Origin of the sequence: Neobacillus sp. 114, from assembly GCF_030127045.1 — a bacterium.
GTDB lineage: Bacteria > Bacillota > Bacilli > Bacillales > Cytobacillaceae > Neobacillus > Neobacillus rhizophilus.
In genome coordinates, this window is the sequence record NZ_CP126144.1 from 2,110,686 (window position 1) to 2,131,628 (window position 20,943).

20 protein-coding genes are annotated in these 20,943 nt (G+C 41.8%); 19 read left to right on the forward strand and 1 reads right to left on the reverse strand.

Going from position 1 to position 20,943, the window contains the following annotated elements; all coding sequences use genetic code 11:
* Positions 1 to 183: 183 nt before the first annotated feature.
* From QNN06_RS10605 to spoVM, 17 genes are all read left to right on the forward strand, one after another.
* Positions 184 to 2,862 carry a calcium-translocating P-type ATPase, SERCA-type gene (locus QNN06_RS10605; protein WP_284037535.1) on the forward strand — a complete coding sequence of 893 codons (2,679 nt, stop codon included), beginning with the start codon at positions 184 to 186 and terminating at the stop codon, positions 2,860 to 2,862.
* Positions 2,863 to 2,957: 95 nt separating this feature from the next.
* Positions 2,958 to 3,833 carry a YicC/YloC family endoribonuclease gene (locus tag QNN06_RS10610; RefSeq protein ID WP_213116382.1) on the forward strand — a complete coding sequence of 292 codons (876 nt, stop codon included), beginning with the start codon at positions 2,958 to 2,960 and terminating at the stop codon, positions 3,831 to 3,833.
* A gap of 60 nt (positions 3,834 to 3,893) precedes the next feature.
* Positions 3,894 to 4,157 (forward strand): extracellular matrix/biofilm regulator RemA, encoded by a 264-nt coding sequence (remA, locus tag QNN06_RS10615; RefSeq protein WP_213116381.1) that lies wholly within the window; start codon positions 3,894 to 3,896, stop codon positions 4,155 to 4,157.
* Between the two features lie 12 nt (positions 4,158 to 4,169).
* Entirely contained in the window at positions 4,170 to 4,784 is a 615-nt protein-coding gene (gene gmk / locus QNN06_RS10620; RefSeq protein ID WP_213116380.1) for a guanylate kinase, read from the forward strand.
* A gap of 1 nt (position 4,785) precedes the next feature.
* Complete coding sequence (gene rpoZ / locus QNN06_RS10625; RefSeq protein WP_213116379.1) at positions 4,786 to 5,004, forward strand: DNA-directed RNA polymerase subunit omega; 219 nt, start codon at positions 4,786 to 4,788, stop codon at positions 5,002 to 5,004.
* Between the two features lie 377 nt (positions 5,005 to 5,381).
* The gene (gene coaBC, locus QNN06_RS10630) at positions 5,382 to 6,596 is read left to right on the forward strand and encodes a bifunctional phosphopantothenoylcysteine decarboxylase/phosphopantothenate--cysteine ligase CoaBC (protein WP_284037536.1); all 1,215 of its coding nucleotides are present in this window, start codon (positions 5,382 to 5,384) and stop codon (positions 6,594 to 6,596) included.
* Positions 6,593 to 9,004, forward strand: coding sequence for a primosomal protein N' (gene priA, locus QNN06_RS10635; RefSeq protein WP_213116377.1), 2,412 nt, complete (start codon positions 6,593 to 6,595; stop codon positions 9,002 to 9,004). The genes coaBC and priA overlap by 4 nt, the downstream gene beginning before the upstream one ends.
* A 51-nt stretch (positions 9,005 to 9,055) precedes the next feature.
* Positions 9,056 to 9,541 carry a peptide deformylase gene (def, locus tag QNN06_RS10640; protein ID WP_213116376.1) on the forward strand — a complete coding sequence of 162 codons (486 nt, stop codon included), beginning with the start codon at positions 9,056 to 9,058 and terminating at the stop codon, positions 9,539 to 9,541.
* On the forward strand, positions 9,538 to 10,482 hold the full coding sequence (gene fmt, locus QNN06_RS10645; protein WP_213116375.1) for a methionyl-tRNA formyltransferase: 945 nt from the start codon (positions 9,538 to 9,540) through the stop codon (positions 10,480 to 10,482). The genes def and fmt overlap by 4 nt, the downstream gene beginning before the upstream one ends.
* A gap of 1 nt (position 10,483) precedes the next feature.
* Entirely contained in the window at positions 10,484 to 11,836 is a 1,353-nt protein-coding gene (rsmB, locus tag QNN06_RS10650; RefSeq protein WP_213116374.1) for a 16S rRNA (cytosine(967)-C(5))-methyltransferase RsmB, read from the forward strand.
* 3 nt (positions 11,837 to 11,839) lie between these two features.
* Positions 11,840 to 12,928: a dual-specificity RNA methyltransferase RlmN gene (gene rlmN, locus QNN06_RS10655; RefSeq protein WP_213116373.1), complete on the forward strand. Its 1,089-nt coding sequence runs from the start codon at positions 11,840 to 11,842 to the stop codon at positions 12,926 to 12,928.
* Positions 12,929 to 12,932: 4 nt separating this feature from the next.
* On the forward strand, positions 12,933 to 13,685 hold the full coding sequence (locus QNN06_RS10660; RefSeq protein WP_213116372.1) for a Stp1/IreP family PP2C-type Ser/Thr phosphatase: 753 nt from the start codon (positions 12,933 to 12,935) through the stop codon (positions 13,683 to 13,685).
* Complete coding sequence (gene pknB, locus QNN06_RS10665; protein ID WP_213116371.1) at positions 13,685 to 15,667, forward strand: Stk1 family PASTA domain-containing Ser/Thr kinase; 1,983 nt, start codon at positions 13,685 to 13,687, stop codon at positions 15,665 to 15,667. The genes QNN06_RS10660 and pknB overlap by 1 nt, the downstream gene beginning before the upstream one ends.
* Before the next feature lie 37 nt (positions 15,668 to 15,704).
* Positions 15,705 to 16,586: a ribosome small subunit-dependent GTPase A gene (gene rsgA / locus QNN06_RS10670; protein ID WP_284037537.1), complete on the forward strand. Its 882-nt coding sequence runs from the start codon at positions 15,705 to 15,707 to the stop codon at positions 16,584 to 16,586.
* A gap of 2 nt (positions 16,587 to 16,588) precedes the next feature.
* Positions 16,589 to 17,233, forward strand: a complete 645-nt coding sequence (gene rpe, locus QNN06_RS10675; RefSeq protein ID WP_213116369.1) for a ribulose-phosphate 3-epimerase — start codon at positions 16,589 to 16,591, stop codon at positions 17,231 to 17,233.
* A 123-nt stretch (positions 17,234 to 17,356) separates the two neighbouring features.
* Positions 17,357 to 18,007: a thiamine diphosphokinase gene (locus QNN06_RS10680; protein WP_213116368.1), complete on the forward strand. Its 651-nt coding sequence runs from the start codon at positions 17,357 to 17,359 to the stop codon at positions 18,005 to 18,007.
* Between the two features lie 111 nt (positions 18,008 to 18,118).
* A complete protein-coding gene (gene spoVM / locus QNN06_RS10685) occupies positions 18,119 to 18,202 on the forward strand; it encodes a stage V sporulation protein SpoVM (RefSeq protein ID WP_042356285.1) in 84 nt (27 codons plus the stop codon).
* A gap of 145 nt (positions 18,203 to 18,347) precedes the next feature.
* Here spoVM and rpmB read toward each other — a convergent pair whose 3' ends face one another.
* Complete coding sequence (gene rpmB, locus QNN06_RS10690) at positions 18,348 to 18,536, reverse strand: 50S ribosomal protein L28 (RefSeq protein WP_007087786.1); 189 nt, start codon at positions 18,534 to 18,536, stop codon at positions 18,348 to 18,350.
* A 286-nt stretch (positions 18,537 to 18,822) separates the two neighbouring features.
* On the opposite strand from rpmB, the gene QNN06_RS10695 reads away from it, so the two are divergent.
* Both QNN06_RS10695 and QNN06_RS10700 read left to right on the forward strand, forming a co-directional pair.
* Positions 18,823 to 19,185, forward strand: a complete 363-nt coding sequence (locus QNN06_RS10695; RefSeq protein ID WP_213116367.1) for an Asp23/Gls24 family envelope stress response protein — start codon at positions 18,823 to 18,825, stop codon at positions 19,183 to 19,185.
* 15 nt (positions 19,186 to 19,200) lie between these two features.
* Entirely contained in the window at positions 19,201 to 20,883 is a 1,683-nt protein-coding gene (locus tag QNN06_RS10700; RefSeq protein ID WP_284037538.1) for a DAK2 domain-containing protein, read from the forward strand.
* The last annotated feature ends 60 nt before the right edge of the window (positions 20,884 to 20,943 follow it).

The window sequence follows — 20,943 nt, forward strand, 5'->3', positions numbered from 1 at the left end:
ATATAAGTATAACCTTTCAATTGAGAATCTGTCTTTTATCATAGCATTTTTTTGGACGACCCTGAATAAGCTGTCTATAGAGTTCTTGCTTGTGGGTACTTTGCATTGGCTTCAACTATTTTTATGCAGAGATTCACAGGCTTGTCATTAGAATTAGAGCTAAGGGGGAAGTGAGATGGTCGGATGAAATTCCATGAGATGGAGATAAAACAAGTTGAAAGGGCTCTAGAAACCGACTTTTCATCTGGATTATCAGCAGAGGAAGTGAAAAAAAGGGTAAAGCAATTTGGTTTAAATGAGCTAGAAGAAGGGGAGAAGCAATCGGCTTTACTCTTATTTTTTAGCCAATTTAAAGATTTCATGGTGTTGGTACTCCTTGCAGCAACGTTAATATCGGGGCTGCTTGGTGAATATATCGATGCAATTGCAATCATTGCCATTGTCATTATCAATGGATTTCTTGGCTTCTTCCAAGAACGGAGAGCGGAAAAGTCACTTCAGGCATTAAAGGAGTTATCTGCTCCGCAGGTTTCAGTGTTAAGAGATGGAAAATGGATGAAGATTCCCTCAAAGGAAATCGTCGTTGGCGATATTTTGAAATTTACGAGCGGCGACCGGATTGGTGCGGATGTTCGTCTGATTGAATCGAAAAGTTTGGAAATTGAAGAATCAGCGCTGACCGGTGAATCGGTACCCGTTTCGAAAATTACGGAAAAGCTGACGAATGAAAATCCAGGCATTGGCGATATGGAAAATACAGCCTTTATGGGAACGATGGTGACGAGAGGCAACGGTGTGGGTGTGGTCATTGCTATCGGTATGAAAACAGCAATGGGTCAGATTGCCGGACTTATGCAAACGGCAGAATCCCAAGAAACACCGCTGCAGCGGAGGCTCGAACAGTTAGGCAAAATTCTAATTACAGTGGCACTTCTTCTGACCTTTCTTGTAGTAGCGGTTGGTGTGATTCAGGGACATGATATTTATACAATGTTTTTGGCAGGCGTTTCCTTAGCAGTAGCGGCAATACCTGAAGGTCTGCCGGCGATCGTGACGGTAGCTTTATCCCTGGGTGTCCAAAAAATGATCAAGCAAAAGGCGATTGTCCGCAAACTGCCAGCAGTTGAAACCCTCGGCTGTGCATCGGTCATTTGTTCCGATAAAACGGGAACCATGACGCAAAACAAAATGACGGTAACCCATCTTTGGAGCGGCGGCCAAACATGGACAGTTGACGGTGGCGGCTATCAGCCAAAGGGTGATTTTTACCGGAATGAAAAGAAGGTTCATCCTAAGGATGAAAAAGCCTTGCAACAAATGCTGATTTTTGGGATGCTATGCAACCATTCTGAGATAAACCTTAAAGGTGAGGACTATATTCTTGACGGTGATCCAACGGAAGGCGCACTTTTGGTAAGTGCCATGAAGGCAGGTTTTAATCGTCCGAAGCTACTTGAGGAATTTACCATTATGAATGAATTTCCTTTCGATTCCTCAAGAAAAATGATGAGCATCCATGTAAAAGACAAACAGGGCAGACATTTTATCATCACAAAAGGGGCCCCGGATGTTATTTTGGGAATCAGTGAATCGATTCTTTGGGACGGGCGAACCCAATATTTAAACAAGGAAACAAACCAAAAGGTTCAATCCGCGATTGACAATCTGGCATCACAGGCATTAAGGACGATTGCGATTGCCTTTAAGCCAATTCCCGCGAACACGTACATTTTCAGCGAAAAAGAAGCTGAAAGCAAATTGACCTTTATTGGTGTCCAAGGGATGATTGACCCGCCAAGACCTGAAGTGAAATTAGCCGTTAAAGAGTGTAAAGAGGCAGGCATAAAAACTGTCATGATTACCGGCGACCACGCCATCACCGCTAAAGCAATTGCAGCTCAGCTTGGGATCTTAACGAGTAAAAGCAAGGTGCTTGACGGTAAGCAATTATCTGAAATGTCGGTTGAGGATTTAGAAAATGTGGTGGAAGATGTTTCGGTTTTTGCCAGGGTATCACCAGAACATAAACTGAAAATTGTTAAAGCCCTTCAGAACAGAGGTCATATTGTAGCGATGACAGGGGATGGCGTCAATGATGCTCCTGCCATCAAAGCCGCAGACATTGGGGTAGCCATGGGTATCACCGGAACGGATGTAGCTAAAGAGGCATCGGCACTCGTTTTACTAGACGATAATTTTGCAACCATTAAAGCAGCCATCAAAGAGGGCAGAAATATTTATGAAAATATCCGCAAGTTCGTTCGTTACTTGTTAGCTTCAAACGTCGGTGAAATTTTGGTGATGTTGTTTGCCATGCTTCTTGGTCTTCCTTTGCCGCTCGTGCCAATCCAGATTCTTTGGGTGAACCTGGTGACAGATGGACTGCCGGCGATGGCACTTGGACTTGATCGCCCGGAGGAAAACGTTATGAAACGTGGGCCTAGAAGTCCTAATGAAGGAGTATTCTCACGTGGACTTGGCTGGAAGGTAGTCTCCCGCGGATTTTTAATCGGACTGGTGACGCTTTTTGCCTTCATGATTGTCTATCATAATGACCCATCACAGCTGCAATATGCTCAGACTGTTGCTTTTGCCACCCTTGTTATGGCTCAGCTGATCCATGTCTTCGATTGCCGCAGTGAGAAATCTGTCCTGTCAAGAAACCCTTTTGGTAACCAATACCTTGTATGGGCAGTTATATCATCATTGCTAATGGTGTTGGTAGTTATCTACTATCCGCCGCTGCAGCCGATCTTCCACACCCTTCCAATCGCTGCAAAGGATTGGCTGTTGATTATCGGATTATCCTCCATCCCAACTTTTTTACTAGCAGGCTCATTTTTATTAAGAAAAACGAAATAAAGTGTGTTATAATCCAAAAGGTAATAGAATCCATTCTATTACCTTTTGGATTTTTTGGCTTATAGCATAAATTCAAAGAATGGATGTGCGCCTAGATGGTTGTAAGTATGACAGGCTTTGGAAGAGGCCGGGCAGAATCGGATTTCTTTATCGTGAATGCCGAAGTGAAATCGGTTAATCATCGCTTTACTGAAATAAATATTCGAATGCCAAGACAGCTATTAAAAATAGAAGATAAAATTAAGAAGAAGCTGAATCAGTATATCCGCCGTGGCCGGTCGGAGGTATATATCAACATTGAAGGTGCAGGTCTAATTACTCGAAAACTTCAAGTTGATTGGAAATTGATTGATGAATATTATCAGTTTATCGAACAGGCAAAGAGCAGATATGGATTTGAAGGAAAAGTAACCCTTCAGGATTTGCTCCTTCGTGCAGACCTATTACATATTGAAGAAAATGAAGCCGGTAATGAAGAGCTTGAAAATTTAGTGCTATCCGCTACTGAGGAAGCGGTCATCCTGTTGAAACAAATGAGGCTCGCAGAAGGCGCGGTTTTAAAGAAAGACTTGCTTGCCATTATTGCCCAGTTGGAAACCCATGTAAAGGAGCTGCAAAATTATGCGCCTGAAGTGGTTCAGCTATACAAGGAGCGTGTCTTAAAGAGAATGCAGGAGTTTACCGGCGGTCAGGTGGACGAGACAAGGCTTTTGACAGAAGTGGCTGTTTTTGCAGAAAAAGCCGATATAAATGAAGAGATTACCAGATTGACAAGCCATCTGGAGCAGTTTGTGCAAACATTAAATGAAGCTGAACCGATTGGAAGAAAACTTGATTTTATCGTTCAGGAGATGAATCGAGAGGTCAATACCATAGGGTCAAAAGCAAATGATGCAAAAATTGCCAAGAAGGCAGTTGAGATGAAAAGCTTGCTTGAGAAACTGAAGGAGCAGGTTCAAAATATCGAATAGGATTTGTTTAGAAATGCATTGACACGGTCAAAATATATTATTAATGATTGGATGATTTTCATGGCAATTAAATTAATTAATATTGGTTTTGGTAATATTGTATCGGCAAATCGAATTATTTCTATCGTAAGTCCCGAATCAGCTCCTATAAAAAGAATTATCCAAGATGCCCGGGACCGCGGGTCATTAATCGATGCTACATACGGAAGACGGACTCGTGCTGTTATTGTAATGGATAGTGACCATGTTATTCTTTCCGCCGTTCAGCCTGAGACAGTAGCGCACCGCTTAACGGACCGTGAGGATACTATTGAAGAAGGGTAGGATTTTAGTAATATGCCAGAAAAAGGATTGTTAATTGTACTTTCCGGTCCATCAGGGGTTGGTAAAGGAACTGTAAGAAAAGAGATTTTTTCACAGCCTGATACGGCTTTTGAATATTCTATTTCAGTTACAACCCGAAAGCCTCGTGCTGGAGAAGTGGATGGAGTGGATTATTTTTTCCGAACCCGCGAAGAGTTTGAGGAAATGATCAGGCACGGCAAGCTGCTTGAGTATGCTGAATTTGTTGATAACTATTATGGCACTCCAGTGGATTACGTCCGGCAAACCCTAGATGAAGGCAAGGATGTTTTCCTCGAGATAGAGGTCAAGGGTGCCCGCCAAGTTCGTGAAAAATTCCCTGAAGGTTTATTTATTTTTCTGATGCCGCCAAGTCTATCGGAATTAAAAAACCGAATTGTGACAAGAGGAACGGAAACAGAAGATATTATTCATAATCGGATGCTGACAGCCCGTGAAGAAATTGAAATGATGGAATTATATGATTATGTTGTTGAGAATGACCAAGTGGAACTCGCCTGCGAACGCATTAAAGCGATTGTAGTTGCAGAGCATTGCCGCAGGGAACGAGTAGAAAAACGATATAAAAAATTGCTGGAGGTTGATTAGAATGTTATACCCTTCTATCGATTCATTGCTGGAAAAAATTGATTCAAAATATTCCTTGGTATCCGTGGCAGCTAAGCGTGCCCGCGCCATGTCGCAGGCAAAAGACGAGAGACTGCCAAAATATGTTTCCTACAAATATGTTGGAAAAGCACTTGAAGAAATTTACAGTGGCGAGCTAACCTACCGCATTGCCAAAAAAGCAGATACTCCTGCTGAATAAATGTAGAAAACCATTTAATGAAGGCTTGACATAACAGTCAGCCTTTTTATTTTTGTTAAAGTTATGATAAGTATTTTTCTCTCTGTTGATTGGAGCGAAAGGCGCTCGACTCCTGCGGGAGTACGGGGCAGGGGAGACCCCACAGGCGCTTAAGCGCCGAGGAGGCTCCCCGTACCGCCCGCGGAAAGCGAGCGCCTCCTCCTAAAAGCTATCGCTTTCAGTCGTGCGATGCCTATGCTGCCGAAGCTTTCCTTGTGGAGCGGAAATCAACAGACCCATTAATAGAAATTTGTCGAATTCGAATAGTAAAAGGTGAAAAATAAGTAAAATTCAATCATAATAAAGAAAAAGGTGTTTACATAAAGCGGGGGAAAAGTATGTTAACCAATAAAAGAATATTATTATGTGTAACAGGTGGAATTGCTGTTTACAAAGCAGCGGCCTTGACAAGTAAACTCGTTCAAGCCGGTGCCCAAGTTAAGGTTATAATTACCGAATCAGCCAGCCAATTCGTAACCCCATTAACCTTCCAAGCACTTTCACGCCATGAAGTTTATACAGATACATTTGATGAAAAAAATCCGCAGGTCATTGCCCATATCGACTTAGCCGACTGGGCCGATCTGATCCTCGTGGCACCAGCCACAGCCAATACGATCGCCAAACTGGCGGGCGGGATTGCTGATAATATGGTCACGACTACGTTGCTTGCAACAACGGCACCCGTCTGGATTGCACCAGCCATGAACGTCCATATGTATGACCACCCAGCGGTTAAAAAGAATCTTGACACTTTAGCGGACTACGGATATCGGTTCATCGAACCAAGCGAAGGCTATCTTGCCTGCGGCTATGTTGGCAAAGGACGCTTAGAAGAACCAGAGAAGATTGTTGAATTAATTCAAGGTTTTTTTGCCAAAAAGGAATTTAAACTGCTTAAAGGGAAAACAGTGGTGATTACGGCTGGACCGACAAGGGAAAAAATTGACCCTGTCCGTTTTATATCGAATCATTCAAGCGGAAAAATGGGTTATTCCATTGCAGAAGAAGCTAGGAAGCAAGGGGCCCGTGTAGTGTTGATTTCCGGTCCGGTGCAAATACCCGCTCCCACTGGTATTGACCTAGTCAAGGTTGAGAGCGCGGAAGATATGTACAACGCTTGTATAGAAGTTTTTGATAAGGCGGATATTGTGATAAAAACAGCGGCTGTTGCTGATTACCGTCCGAAATTTGCTTATGATGAAAAGGTGAAAAAACAGCCTGGCGGCACTACACTAGAGCTTGAACGAACAAAGGATATTTTATTTGAACTTGGCCAAAGAAAGAAAAATCAGTTGCTGATTGGTTTTGCGGCGGAAACAAATAATGTCGATGAATATGCTCGGAAAAAACTGTTAACAAAAAATGTTAATATGATTGTTGCAAACAATGTGAAGGCCGAGGGAGCAGGATTTGGCACAGATACAAACATCGTCACCCTATACAAACGTGACGGCTCAATTGTTGAATTGCCTTTGATGTCTAAAGCGGACGTCGCCGGAAAAATTATTGAAGAAATTGCCGCCCTTCTAAAGGATTTGGAGAAAAAATGAAAATTGCCAGTGTCATTGTAGACGTGCCGGCGAAACAAACAGATAAAGCATTCGATTATCTTATTCCATCCCAATGGGAGGAGACGATTCAACCGGGAATGAGAGTCGTTGTTCCGTTTGGCCCGCGTCATATTCAAGGGTTTGTTATTGAGGTGAAGCGTGAGTCCGAATTCAAACAGTTAAGGGAAATTATTGAACCGATGGACCTTGAGCCGGTTTTGAATCATGAATTATTAAAGCTTGGAACTTGGCTCACAGACCATACCCTATGCTTTAAGATTTTTGCCTTTCAGGTCATGCTTCCCGCGGCTTTAAAAGCTAAGTACGAAAAAAAGGTAAAACTTGCTCCTGGAGCGGACGTCGCGGATTTGCAATTGCCGCTCCAGTCGTACTTTTCTAACAGCAGTACGCTCAATTGGGAGATAGCATTAAAAAATGGCCTTGTTCCATATCTTCAGCGGGCTTCGGCCGAAGGGCTTCTGGAGGTGTTATATGAAGTCAAGGAAAAGGTTAGGAAAAAACATGTTCATGTGATAGGCCCTGCTTTAGGTGCGCAGGACATGAAGCTAGAGCTGGAGAGGCTGCCTGGAAACGCGGAAAAGCAGAAGCAAGTGCTGGCGTATTTTATAGAACACCACAGCGAAATTGAATTGCGGCAATTAACCGAAAAAATTAAAGTCTCCTCGACCACAGTCAAAGCCCTTGTTGAAAAGAAACTGCTATGGGAAGCGGAAAAAGAAGTATACCGGGACCCATATGAAAACCGCATCTTTGAACGAACCAGCCCGCTGCCCTTAACAGAGGCCCAAACCACCGCCATTAAACCGATTCTTGATTCGATTGAAGGAAATCAACATGAGGTATTTCTGCTTTATGGTGTTACTGGCAGCGGTAAAACAGAAATTTACCTGCAATCCATTCAGGAGGTCATTGAAAAAGGCAAGGAAGCGATAGTCCTTGTTCCGGAAATTGCTCTTACACCGCAGATGGTCAATCGGTTTAAAGGAAGATTCGGTGACCAGGTTGCGGTGCTCCACAGCGGTTTATCGGCCGGTGAAAAGTACGATGAATGGCGGAAAATCCAACGGAAACAGGTTAAGGTAGCGGTCGGAGCAAGATCCGCTATCTTTGCCCCGTTTGAAAATATCGGCATTATCATTATTGATGAAGAGCATGAGACAAGTTATAAACAGGAGGAAATGCCGCGCTATCATGCTAAAGATGTGGCGATTGAAAGAGCGAAAACCTATTCTTGTCCGGTTGTGTTAGGCAGTGCCACTCCATCTTTAGAATCGTTTGCGAGAGCGCAAAAGAAGGTATATCATCTCTTGTCCTTGCCGACGCGAATGAATAATCAAGCATTGCCGTCTGTGGAAATTATTGATATGCGTGAAGAGCTTCGCGCCGGGAACCGTTCAATGTTTTCCACGAAACTTTTTGAAATGCTTAAGGACAGGCTCGAAAAAAACCAGCAGTCCGTTTTATTTTTAAATAAACGCGGACATTCTTCGTTTGTCATGTGCAGGGATTGCGGCTATGTTGTAAGCTGTCCTAACTGTGACATCTCCCTTACCTACCATCGGGCCGGAGTTCAAATGAAATGTCACTATTGCGGTTTTGAAAGCCCGGTTCCAAAGATATGCCCTGAGTGTTCAAGCGAATATATCCGCTACTTTGGAACAGGGACACAAAAGGTTGAGGACGAGCTTGGAAAAATTTTACCCGAGGCCAGGGTCATTCGGATGGATGTGGACACAACAGGCCGTAAGGGTTCACATGAAAGATTGCTGAAGGAGTTTCAGGACGGCAAAGCAGATATTTTATTGGGAACGCAAATGATTGCAAAAGGGCTGGACTTCCCTAATATTACTCTTGTCGGTGTGCTTTCCGCTGATACGATGCTTCATTTGCCTGACTTCCGGTCATCAGAAAAAACCTTTCAATTATTAACACAGGTAAGCGGCCGGGCCGGGCGTCATCAGCTGCCCGGAGAGGTGATTATTCAAACCTATACTCCGGAACACTACAGCATCGAGCTGGCAGGAACACAGAACTATGACCTTTTTTATCAGCGGGAAATGTTTGTCAGGAAAATGCACCATTATCCGCCTTTTTATTTTCTTGCTCTTATTACGGTCAGTCATGAGCAGTTGATGACAGTAATGTCCGCGACAGAGAAAATTGCCCGATTCTTGAGATCACAGGTTTCTAACCAGGCTGTTGTTCTTGGCCCCTCAGTCTCGCCAATCGCAAGGATTAATAATAGATATCGCTATCAATGTCTGATAAAATACAAGCGGGAACCGAATCTGACAAAAACATTGAAAACAATCATTGATCAACATCAAAATGAAGCGAAAAATGGACTTCTTGTGTCCGTTGACGTAAATCCGTTTATCTTAATGTAAACTGGGTGAAAATGAAATAATAATTAGTAGAAAAATACTGGAGGAACAGTTTTGGCGATACGTAAAATTGTAAACTACCCTGCGGAGATACTGGAAACAAAATGCCAAGAGGTAGTAAAGTTTGATAAAAAACTGGCAAAAATGCTAGATGATATGTATGACACCATGATTGAATTTGATGGGGTGGGGCTTGCCGCTCCGCAAATTGGTATAGACGCCCGTGTGGCGATCGTCGACATTGATGATGAATCAGGGACGATCGAAATGATAAATCCGCGTATTCTCGAAACAGCCGGAGAACAAACAGGACCGGAGGGCTGTTTAAGCTTTCCTGATTTGTTTGGGGAAGTATCAAGACCAAATTTTGTGAAAATTGAAGCCTTGGACCGAAAAGGGAGAAAATATGTAGTGGAGGCTGAAGGGTTCCTGGCACGGGCTATTCAGCATGAAATCGACCATTTAGACGGGATTTTGTTTACAGCAAAGGTATTGCGATATCTCGAGGAAGATGAGTTAAAAGGAGTAGAGGCTGAATGACGAAAATTGTTTTTATGGGTACACCTGATTTTTCAGTGCCTATTTTAGGACAAATCATTAAAGATGGCTACGAGGTAATTGGCGTGGTAACCCAGCCGGACAGGCCCGTCGGTAGAAAAAAGGTTTTAACACCGCCTCCCGTTAAGGTAGAAGCGGTAAAGCAGGGCATCCCTGTCTTGCAGCCGGAAAAAATTCGTCATTCAGAAGAGCTCAGTAAAATCCTCGCTTTGAAGCCGGACTTAATCGTAACGGCAGCCTTTGGCCAAATTTTACCAAAGGAGCTGCTGGATGCCCCGAAATTTGGCTGTATCAATGTCCATGCTTCCTTGCTTCCGGAATTACGCGGCGGAGCTCCAATCCATTATGCTATTATGCAGGGGAAAAAGAAAACAGGCGTTACCATTATGTATATGGTCGAGAAATTAGATGCCGGTGATATGTTATCAAAAGTGGAAGTTCCAATTGCCGAAGATGATAACGTTGGTACACTACATGAAAAACTTAGTGCGGCAGGTGCCAAACTGCTTTCAGAAACGTTGACTAGGCTCCTCGAGGGCAAATTAAACCCAGTGCCGCAGAATGACAGCGAGGCGACCTTTGCTCCCAATATTAAGCGAGAACAGGAAAAAATTAATTGGGCCAAAACAGGCGCTGAAATATATAATCAAATTCGCGGCTTAAATCCATGGCCTGTTGCTTTTACGATATTAGATGGCCAGGTGCTAAAAATTTGGCAAGCGGAGAAAATTAAAAATGCCAAGCAGGACGTACCCGGGACAATCATCAACATTGAGCCGGACGGCTTAACGGTCAGCACCGGAGATGATACGGCGATTAAAATTATCGAACTGCAGCCATCTGGAAAAACAAAAATGGCCAGTGAGCAATTTTTACGGGGAGCGGGTTCGAAAATTTCAGCAGGCAGTAAATTAGGAGAATAAAATGACAACCAAAGCGAGAACGAATGTACGGGAAGCGGCAATGGATCTTCTTGTTACGATAGAAAAAAATCAATCCTACAGCAATCTTCTGCTTAATCATGCAATCAATAATAATCAAATTTCGCAAAAGGATATCGGCTTATTAACGGAATTAACCTATGGGACGTTACAAAGAAGAATGGCCTTAGATTTCTTTCTCAAGCCTTATATAAAAGACCATAAAAAATTGGCGGATTGGATTATTCATTTACTTAGACTTACTGTTTATCAAATGGTTTATCTTGACCGAATTCCTGATCGTGCTGCTATATATGAGGCAGTAGAAATAGCCAAAAAACGTGGACATAAAGGAATTGCAGGTTTGGTTAATGGTGTGCTTAGAAGCATTCAAAGAGAAGGACTTCCATCTTTAAATGAAGTTTCTGACCCAATTGAAAGATTATCACTGGAAACGAGTCACCCATTATGGCTTGTGGGCCGCTGGGTCAGCCAATTTGGCTATGATAAAACAAAAGAAATGTGTGAGATCAATCTGACGGCACCGATGCAAATTGCCAGAGTCAATCTCACCAAGATTTCTCGAGATGAATGTGCCCAGGTGCTGGAAGAAGAGGGGTTTGAAATTGAAAAAAGCCCGATTATTCCAGAGGCGATTAGGTCGTTAAAGGGAAATCTGGCTACTAGCATTGCTTTTAAATATGGAATGTTCACAATTCAAGATGAAAGTTCAATGCTTGCAGCCTATGCATTAGGAGCCGAAAAAAATGAATTTGTCCTTGATGCTTGTGCAGCCCCTGGAGGTAAAAGCACGCATATTGCTGAAAAGATGCAAAATACTGGCGAAGTGATTTCCGTTGACCTTCACCAGCACAAAGTAAGACTAATCAATGAAAATGCCCGCCGATTAGGGTTATCAAATATAAAGACAAATGTCTCTGATTCAAGATTGTTGCAGGAAAAGTTCAAGCAGGAAACATTTCATCGCATTCTGCTTGATGCACCATGTTCCGGGCTTGGGGTAATGAGAAGAAAGCCTGATATGAAGTATACCAAGACCGAAAAGGACTTAGAGCGTTTAAGCAGTATTCAACAAAGTCTATTAACATCTGTTGCGCCTCTACTGAAAAAAGGCGGTACCCTTGTATATAGTACCTGTACAGTAGATAAAGAGGAAAATGAACATACAGTAAAGACATTTTTAGAAAACAATCCGGAGTTTGAGGGAGATTTATCATTCAAAAACAGGATGCCAGAAGCGATTCAACCGCTCATTACCGGATTTGATTTACAAATATTCCCACAGGATTTTGGGTCAGACGGCTTTTATATAGCCGCTTTAAAAAGGAAGGTGTAACGATTGGAACAACTAAATACAGCAGAGAAGAATACAGCATTGGACAAAAAGAAATCGATTTACTCACTGGAGCTTCAAGATTTAAAGGAATGGCTGAAAGAGAATGGCGAAAAACCATTCAGAGCTGAGCAAATTTTTGACTGGCTTTATAAAAAACGGGTCACTACCATTGAGGATATGAGCAATTTGTCCAAAGGATTAAGAGAGAAACTGGACGCCGCGTTTCAAATTACTACCTTAAATACGGTTATTCAGCAAACATCCTCGGATGGAACGATCAAATTTCTGTTTGAACTTCATGATGGATATTCCATTGAGACAGTTTTAATGCGTCACGATTATGGAAACTCAGTTTGTGTAACGACTCAGGTTGGCTGCAGAATTGGCTGTACCTTTTGTGCTTCCACTCTTGGCGGCTTAAAAAGACATTTAGAAGCTGGTGAAATCGTTGCCCAGGTTGTCAAGGTCCAGCAAGCTCTTGATGAATCAGATGAACGCGTCAGTTCCGTTGTCATTATGGGTATTGGCGAGCCATTTGATAATTACGATAATATGCTGTCTTTTCTAAAAATTATCAATCACGAAAAGGCGTTAAATATCGGGGCTCGTCATATCACTGTTTCAACAAGCGGTATTATCCCGAAAATCTATCAATTTGCCGATGAAAATATGCAAATTAATTTTGCCATCTCCCTGCATGCTCCTAATACGGAATTAAGGTCAAGGTTAATGCCGATTAATAAAGCTTTTAAACTTGATGACTTAATGAAAGCAGTGCGGTATTATATCGATAAGACAGGCAGAAGAATAAGTTTTGAGTATGGCCTTTTTGGCGGTGTTAACGATTCTGTAGAGCATGCCGAGGAATTGGCAGAACTGATAAAAGGGCTTAAATGCCATGTGAATCTGATACCTGTTAACTACGTTCCGGAAAGGGATTACGTCCGCACGCCTAGAGAAAAGATTTTTGCTTTTGAGAAAACGCTAAAAACGCGTGGTATAAATGTAACCATTCGCCGGGAGCACGGCCATGATATTGATGCAGCATGCGGGCAGCTTCGTGCAAAGGAGCGAAAAGAGGAGACGATGTAAAGGTATGAAAGAAGTATTTCAAACAGACCGAGGGAAAGTGCGTCTTCACAATGAGGATGCCGGGGGAGTTTTTATTAACCTTGACGGGGACCGCCTTGCCATCGTAGCCGATGGGATGGGCGGCCACCGTGCGGGTGATGTAGCAAGTGAAATGAGCGTATCGCATTTAAAACAAGAATGGGAAAAAACCAAAGGAATTAAAGATGCCGAGACGGCCGAAACGTGGCTCGAGGAGCATATTAAAAAGGTAAATGAAATTCTTTTTGACCATGCCTTAAGTCATACGGAATGTGACGGAATGGGGACGACGATTGTCGCTGCCATCGCTACGAGTTTGTTTGCGACAATGGCAAATATAGGCGACAGCCGCGGTTATATTCTTAATGAATCTGGTTTTAAGCAAATTACCGAAGACCATTCCCTTGTTAATGAATTAGTCAGAACCGGGCAAATTTCCAAAGAGGATGCAGAGCATCATCCTCGTAAAAATGTATTGCTGAGGGCATTGGGGACTGAAAAAACAGTCGAAATGGATATTAAAACAATCACTTTCGAAGAAGGCGATTTACTCCTTTTATGTTCTGACGGTCTTTCCAATAAAGTCAGTGAAACAAGGATGAAAGATACGCTGTTAAGCAGCGGCCATCTTGAGGAAAAAGCGAAAACCCTTATCTCACTTGCAAATGAAAATGGCGGAGAAGACAACATTACATTGGCTATAGTAGAGTTTTTGGAAGCCAGTGAGGGTGGTATGTAATGTTGATTGGTAAAAGACTAAGCGGCCGCTATAAAATCATTGATATGATTGGCGGAGGCGGCATGGCCAACGTTTACCTTGCTCATGATATGATCCTTGACCGGGACGTTGCGGTTAAAATGCTCCGGCTTGATTTTGCAAATGATGAAGAGTTTATTCGGCGGTTTCATCGAGAAGCACAATCTGCTACAAGCCTTGCACACCCAAACATTGTCAATATATTTGATGTTGGCGAAGAAGATGATTTATATTATATCGTTATGGAATTTGTAGATGGGAATACATTGAAACAATACATACAGCAAAATTCTCCTCTTAAAGTGGAAGAGGCAATTGAAATTATGAAACAGTTGACCTCGGCAATTTCTCATGCTCATCATAACCATATTATTCACCGTGATATTAAACCGCATAATATTTTGGTAGACCATGATGGGAATGTGAAAATCACGGATTTTGGTATTGCCATGGCTTTAAGTGCCACAAGCATTACGCAGACTAATTCAGTTCTTGGGTCTGTCCATTATTTATCGCCAGAGCAGGCCCGAGGCGGTATGGCCAATCGAAAGTCAGATATATATTCGCTGGGGATTGTTATGTTCGAATTATTGACCGGCAGACTTCCTTTTTCCGGAGAATCTGCTGTATCAATTGCTCTTAAGCATTTGCAATCCGAAACTCCGTCTGTCAGAAGATGGAATCCAAACATTCCGCAGAGTGTAGAAAATATCGTCTTAAAAGCGACGGCGAAAGATCCATTTCATCGCTATAATAGCGTCGATGAAATGGAGGAGGATTTACGGACAGCGCTTGATCCGGATCGACTGTTTGAACCCAAATTTATCATACCGATTGATGATGAAGCGACAAAGGCCATCCCGATTATTACAAATGATAAGCCATTAAAAAACTTAGATGAAACAATTGTTCACACCAGTGAAAAAAATACTAGCGGTTCGGGTGGCACTTCAGATTCGAAACAAGGAAAAGGGGCAAATAAAAAGCGAAGAAAATGGCCAATCGTTTTAACATCACTTTTAGTTTTGCTGGTTTTGCTTGGACTATCCGCCTATTTTGTTCCGGGATTAATCTCAGCAAAGGATGTCAAGATTCCTGATGTCAGCGGAATGAAGGAAGACGATGCAATTTCAAAGTTAAGAACTCAGGGGCTGACTATTGATAAGAGAATTAAACTAACTGACGAAGAAATCGAAAAGGGCAGTGTTATTAAAACGAATCCCGAAGCGGATACAATCGTTAAAGAAAAATCAAAGGTAACACTTTATATTAGTACCGGAAAAGAAAAATATGAATTATCCGATTATGTGGGCCGGCAATACGATGATGTAATTCGTTTGTTAGATAATCAGAATTTTAAAGATATAAAGAAGACTGAGAAAAACGATGACAGCGAACCGGGAACGATTCTCAGCCAAAATCCTTCCGGCGGGAAAAAGGTAGTTCCAGAGGATACTGTTTTGGAATTTGAAGTTAGTAAGGGCCCGGAAAAAATCGTTTTATTGGATCTAACACAATATAGTGTAAAAGCTGCACAGGATTATGCGGCATCGTTCGGTTTAACGTTAGATGCTTCTCAGGAACAATATAATGAAACCATTCCAAAGGGTATGATCATTTCGCAAGAACCTAAACAAGGGACTCAGCTTCAAAAAGGTGATAAAGTCACCGTGATTGTCTCAAAAGGAAAAGAAGAAAAACCCCCTAAGGAAAAAACGAAAGAAGTTACCATTGATTACGAACCTCCTATACCAGGTCAGCCTGGACAAAAACAAGAGGTAAGGATTTATATTGATGATATGAATCACAATATGAGTGTGCCTGCGGATGTCTTCTATATTACAGAAACAACAACAAGGCAAATTAAATTGATTATTGTGGAAGGTAAAAAAGCCAGCTATCAGGTGTTTCGTGATTCAAAAGTTATTGCAGAAGAAACGATTAATTATAACGACGTAGAATAACTTTTTTAAATTAAATCTTTTTACAAGGAGGGCTGCTATGCCTGAAGGGAAAATTGTAAAAGCATTGAGCGGTTTTTATTATGTTCTTTACAACGATGATTTAATTCAGTGCCGGGGAAGAGGAGTGTTTCGGAAAAATAAAATCACTCCCCTTGTGGGGGATGAAGTTGTTTTTCAAGCGGAAAATGACCAAGAAGGGTACATTTTGGAAGTGAAGGAACGAAAAAATGAATTGGTTCGCCCGCCAATTGCAAATGTCGACTTGGCGATTTTGGTTTTTTCCGCCGTCGAACCTGAATTTAGTACCGTACTCCTGGATCGTTTCCTTGTCCTAGTCGAGTTTAATCAAATTGAGCCGATTATATGTATTACCAAAATGGACTTAACAAATGATGAGGAGCAGCAGAAGATTTCAGAATATGCCGCACACTATCAGGCCGCCGGTTATGAAGTGATTATGACATCATCCGAGACCGAAACAGGCATTGAATTATTGCATCCACATCTTGAGGATAAAATATCTGTTTTTGCCGGCCAATCAGGGGTTGGCAAATCATCTTTGTTGAATGTACTAAGACCCGATTTGGAATTAAAAACAAATGATATCTCTACCCATTTGGGAAGGGGAAAGCATACAACAAGACACGTTGAACTGATAAAAGTCGGCAATGGACTATTAGCGGATACACCAGGATTTAGCTCTTTGGATTTCACGGATATCGAAGCAGAGGAATTAACCTCCTGTTTTCCGGAAATCTTAAGGGCAAGTGAAAATTGTAAATTCCGCGGCTGCTTTCATCTGAGCGAACCGAAATGCGGTGTTAAACAGGCAGTAGAATCTGGTGAGATTCCAACGTATCGTTACGACCATTATGTCGATTTCCTCCAGGAAATTAAAGATAGAAAGCCGAGGTACTAGTTATGGTAAAAATCGCCCCATCTATTCTTTCAGCTGATTTTGCAAAATTAGGGGAAGAAATCTTAGCAGTTGAAAAAGGGGGAGCAGATTACATTCATGTAGATGTGATGGATGGTCATTTTGTCCCGAATATCACAATCGGTCCACTTATCGTCGAAGCCATTCGTCCGGTAACCAAACTGCCGCTTGATGTTCATTTAATGATTGAAAATCCGGACCAATATATTGAAGCCTTTGCGAAGGCAGGTGCGGATTATATAACGGTCCATGTCGAAGCATGCCGTCACCTGCACCGCACGATTCAAAACATTAAATCCTTTGGTGTAAAGGCCGGGGTTGTCTTAAATCCTGCCACACCTGTAGAGTCAATCCAGCATATTATCGGGGATATCGATATGGTACTGTTAATGTCAGTCAATCCAGGATTTGGCGGGCAAAAGTTTATTCCTGAGGTGTTGCCGAAAATCAAGAAAGTAAAACAAATGGCAGTGGAAAAAGGATTAGAAATTGAAATTGAAATCGATGGCGGTGTCAATCCGGAAACAGCAAAGCTATGTATTGAGGCCGGCGCAAATGTCCTTGTCGCAGGGTCGGCCATCTATAATCAAGAGGATTATGCGAAGGCCATTTCGCATATAAGAGGATAAAGAAAACTCGCCGATTGGCAAGCCCCAAAGGGCGCAGACAGAGGCGTAGTTGCACTTATACTTCACTATTAGCTAACAAAGTCGGCTTAACGCCGGCTTTTTGTTTATATAAAAGGAGTTAAGATGATGATTATTCATATACTCGCCGGAGGTCCGGAGGATCTTCTGCCCGATTTAACGGAATATATCGAAGAAGATGCAATATGGGTGGGTGTTGACCGCGGTGTATTTCATTTGATATCGAGAAACATTACACCAGCAATTGCCTTTGGTGATTTTGATTCCGTGACAAAAGCGGAATTAGCGGTTATCGAAGATAAGGTAATTAAATTAAAAAAATTTATTCCTGAAAAAGATGAAACGGATATGGAGTTAGCTTTAAACTGGGCATTAAAGCAACAGCCGGAGAAAATCCTTCTTTTTGGCGCCACAGGGGGAAGGCTTGACCATTTACTGGCGAATGTCCAGCTGTTAATTCATCCGCTAAATGCCAAAACTGAAACGGAAATTTTTCTGATTGACCGTTACAATATTGCTTTTTTAAAAGGGCCAGGCACACATACACTTAGAAAAATGAAGGATAAAAAATATATTTCTTTTGTGCCATTAACCCTAGATGTTTTCGGGATTACCCTGGATGGGTTCAAATATCCTTTGAAGAACCGTCATATTTCCCTCGGATCCACACTATGTATAAGTAATGAACTTATTAGCGATTATGGTACTTTTTCATTTTCGGAAGGCATATTATTAGTGATAAGAAGCCATGATTAAAAGCCTCGAAAAATCGGTACTGATTTTGTTCGTTTGAATAAAATGGTAAGGGCGTACGGATTTAGGGTAAAGAATAAAATGTTAGACGTGAGATTTGTGAGGAGGGACAGTATGAAATTTTATACAATTAAACTGCCGAGATTTTTAGGTGGAATTGTCCGAGCGATGATTGGCGTGTTTAATAAAAAAGAATAGGAAAAGGCCTCATTCCCCCAAAAAGGGCTTATTACCTTTCATAAACCTAAAGCACCCATTCGAATAAAATGGGTGCTTTTTATTTTTATTAATTAGGACAAAATAAAAGAAAATGAGGCTGTCAGATGACAGCCTCACTAAAAAATTATACGCGTTCTACTTTACCGGATCTTAACGCTCTTGCAGAAACCCAAACACGCTTTGGTTTTCCATCAACAAGGATACGTACTTTTTGTAGGTTAGCACCCCATGTACGCTTGTTAGCGTTCATAGCGTGAGAACGGGCGTTACCAGTAGTGGTTTTCTTTCCAGTTACTACACATTTGCGCGGCATTAAATTTCCCTCCTTAACACGAAAAGCTTAACCAGTATTCTTTAAGATACTAATCATATAGAAAAATGGCATAGCCAAATTTTCTGTCTTAAGATACCTTAATAATTTATCACACAACCATTATGAATGCAATAGCTTAGTTAAATGGTTTCAAGAAAAAAACCTTGACATTACCCTGAAATAAATGCTGTTATAGTAAACGTACCAGGAATGGCTTTCAATATTTAAGCTACTATAGTAAAATGACTGTAGTTAAGGAGCAATTTTTCAGGAGGGGGAACGATTCATGTCCATTGAATTAAAAACGAAGTACGGACAAATTGATATTTCAAATGAAGTAATCGCAACCATTGCCGGAGGAGCAGCGGTAGAATGCTATGGAATTGTCGGCATGGCCTCTAAAAATCAGATCAAAGATGGCATAACTGAAATTCTTAGAAGAGAAAATTTCACCCGCGGTGTCATTGTCCGCCAGGAAAATGAAGCATTACATATTGATATGTATATTATTGTCAGCTATGGAACCAAGATTTCTGAAATTGCTCACAACGTGCAATCAAAGGTTAAGTACACCCTTGATAAGACAGTTGGACTTGCCGTTGATTCGGTTAATATTTTCGTTCAGGGAGTTCGTGTGACGAACCCGTAGTAAGGAGTGAAGTTTGTGTCAATTACAGCATTAGATGGAAAACGTTTTGCCGAGATGATTATTCAAGGCGCCAATCATCTGTCAGCCAATGCTAAAATGGTAGATGCTCTTAACGTTTTTCCAGTTCCGGATGGCGATACAGGGACTAATATGAATTTATCCATGACCTCCGGTGCAAAAGAGGTTAAAAATAATGTTCAAGAACATATTGGAAAAGTTGGGGTTTCCCTCTCAAAAGGACTGCTCATGGGAGCACGGGGAAACTCTGGCGTTATTCTTTCACAATTGTTCCGCGGTTTTTCTAAAGCAATAGAAGCTAAAGAAATCATTAATGGAAAAGAATTTGCAGGAGCGCTTGAGGCCGGAGTTGAAACTGCTTATAAAGCTGTTATGAAGCCGGTCGAAGGAACAATTCTGACCGTTGCCAAAGATGCTGCCAAAAAAGCTGTGCAAACTGCGCAAAAATCAAATGATATTGTTGTTATTATGGAAGATGTTCTAAAGGAGGCTAAAGCTTCCCTAAAGCGTACGCCTGACCTATTGCCTGTCTTAAAGGAAGTCGGGGTTGTTGATTCCGGCGGGCAGGGGCTTGTCTGTGTGTATGAAGGCTTTCTTGCTGAATTAAAGGGAGAAAAACTGCCGGACTCACCAGAAGCCATGCCATCAATGGATGAATTAGTCAATGCCGAGCATCATAAAAGCGTTCAGGGCCATATTAACACTGAAGATATTGTATATGGCTACTGTACAGAGTTTATGGTCCGTTTTGAAACAGAAAAGATAGCAAAGCATCCATTTAATGAGACTGCTTTCCGCAATGATCTAAGCAATTATGGAGATTCATTATTGGTGATCTCTGATGATGATATTGTGAAAGTTCATATTCATTCCGAGCAGCCTGGTGAAGTATTAACATACGGTCAGCGCTACGGCAACCTTATTAATATGAAAATTGAAAATATGCGCCAGCAGCATTCCAATATTGTCGGAGAAACACATACTCCGCTTGCCGCTGCTGTGAAAGAAACACCAAAAGAAAAGCAGGAATACGGAATTGTCGCTGTTTCAATGGGCTCGGGCGTTGCCGACCTTTTCAAGAGCATCGGGGCCCATTCAGTCATTGAAGGCGGCCAGACGATGAATCCAAGCACAGAGGATATTGTCAAGGCTGTCAAAGAAGTAAATGCCAAAAAAGTATTTATTTTGCCGAATAATAAAAACATCATTATGGCAGCTGAGCAGGCTCGCGATGTATCGGATGAAGAAATTTATGTGATTCCATCCAAAACTGTTCCGCAAGGGCTTTCCGCTCTGCTTGTCTTTAATCCTTCCGCAGATGCCGAGGCAAATGCTGCTGCCATGACAGAGGCGCTAAGCCATGTGAAAACCGGACAAATCACCTTTGCGGTCCGCGATACACAAATTGATGGACTGGATATTGAAACTGGGGATTTCATGGGGATTGCCGAAGGGAAAATTATTGTTAAAAACAAAGATAAAGAAAAAGCAGCAGAAGACCTGTTAACAAATATGCTTGATGAAGATTCTGAAATTCTTACCATCATTTATGGTGAAGATGTGACAGAGGAAGAACTCAGCCAGCTTACCGAATTCGTTGAAGAAAAATTTAGCGATGTGGAAATAGAGGTTCATAATGGCAAACAACCATTATATTCTTATATCTTTTCAATTGAATAAATAACGGCTAAAATAGAAGGGGGTCCATAGGGACCACCCTTCTTTTTTTGGATAATATAT

Coding starts and splice junctions, on each gene's coding strand:
- QNN06_RS10605 (WP_284037535.1), top strand. CDS start 184: ATGAAATTCCATGAGATGGAGATAAAACAAGTTGAAAGGGCTCTAGAA.
- QNN06_RS10610 (WP_213116382.1), top strand. CDS start 2,958: ATGGTTGTAAGTATGACAGGCTTTGGAAGAGGCCGGGCAGAATCGGAT.
- remA (WP_213116381.1), top strand. CDS start 3,894: ATGGCAATTAAATTAATTAATATTGGTTTTGGTAATATTGTATCGGCA.
- gmk (WP_213116380.1), top strand. CDS start 4,170: ATGCCAGAAAAAGGATTGTTAATTGTACTTTCCGGTCCATCAGGGGTT.
- rpoZ (WP_213116379.1), top strand. CDS start 4,786: ATGTTATACCCTTCTATCGATTCATTGCTGGAAAAAATTGATTCAAAA.
- coaBC (WP_284037536.1), top strand. CDS start 5,382: ATGTTAACCAATAAAAGAATATTATTATGTGTAACAGGTGGAATTGCT.
- priA (WP_213116377.1), top strand. CDS start 6,593: ATGAAAATTGCCAGTGTCATTGTAGACGTGCCGGCGAAACAAACAGAT.
- fmt (WP_213116375.1), top strand. CDS start 9,538: ATGACGAAAATTGTTTTTATGGGTACACCTGATTTTTCAGTGCCTATT.
- rsmB (WP_213116374.1), top strand. CDS start 10,484: ATGACAACCAAAGCGAGAACGAATGTACGGGAAGCGGCAATGGATCTT.
- QNN06_RS10660 (WP_213116372.1), top strand. CDS start 12,933: ATGAAAGAAGTATTTCAAACAGACCGAGGGAAAGTGCGTCTTCACAAT.
- pknB (WP_213116371.1), top strand. CDS start 13,685: ATGTTGATTGGTAAAAGACTAAGCGGCCGCTATAAAATCATTGATATG.
- rsgA (WP_284037537.1), top strand. CDS start 15,705: ATGCCTGAAGGGAAAATTGTAAAAGCATTGAGCGGTTTTTATTATGTT.
- rpe (WP_213116369.1), top strand. CDS start 16,589: ATGGTAAAAATCGCCCCATCTATTCTTTCAGCTGATTTTGCAAAATTA.
- QNN06_RS10680 (WP_213116368.1), top strand. CDS start 17,357: ATGATGATTATTCATATACTCGCCGGAGGTCCGGAGGATCTTCTGCCC.
- spoVM (WP_042356285.1), top strand. CDS start 18,119: ATGAAATTTTATACAATTAAACTGCCGAGATTTTTAGGTGGAATTGTC.
- rpmB (WP_007087786.1), bottom strand. CDS start 18,536: ATGCCGCGCAAATGTGTAGTAACTGGAAAGAAAACCACTACTGGTAAC.
- QNN06_RS10695 (WP_213116367.1), top strand. CDS start 18,823: ATGTCCATTGAATTAAAAACGAAGTACGGACAAATTGATATTTCAAAT.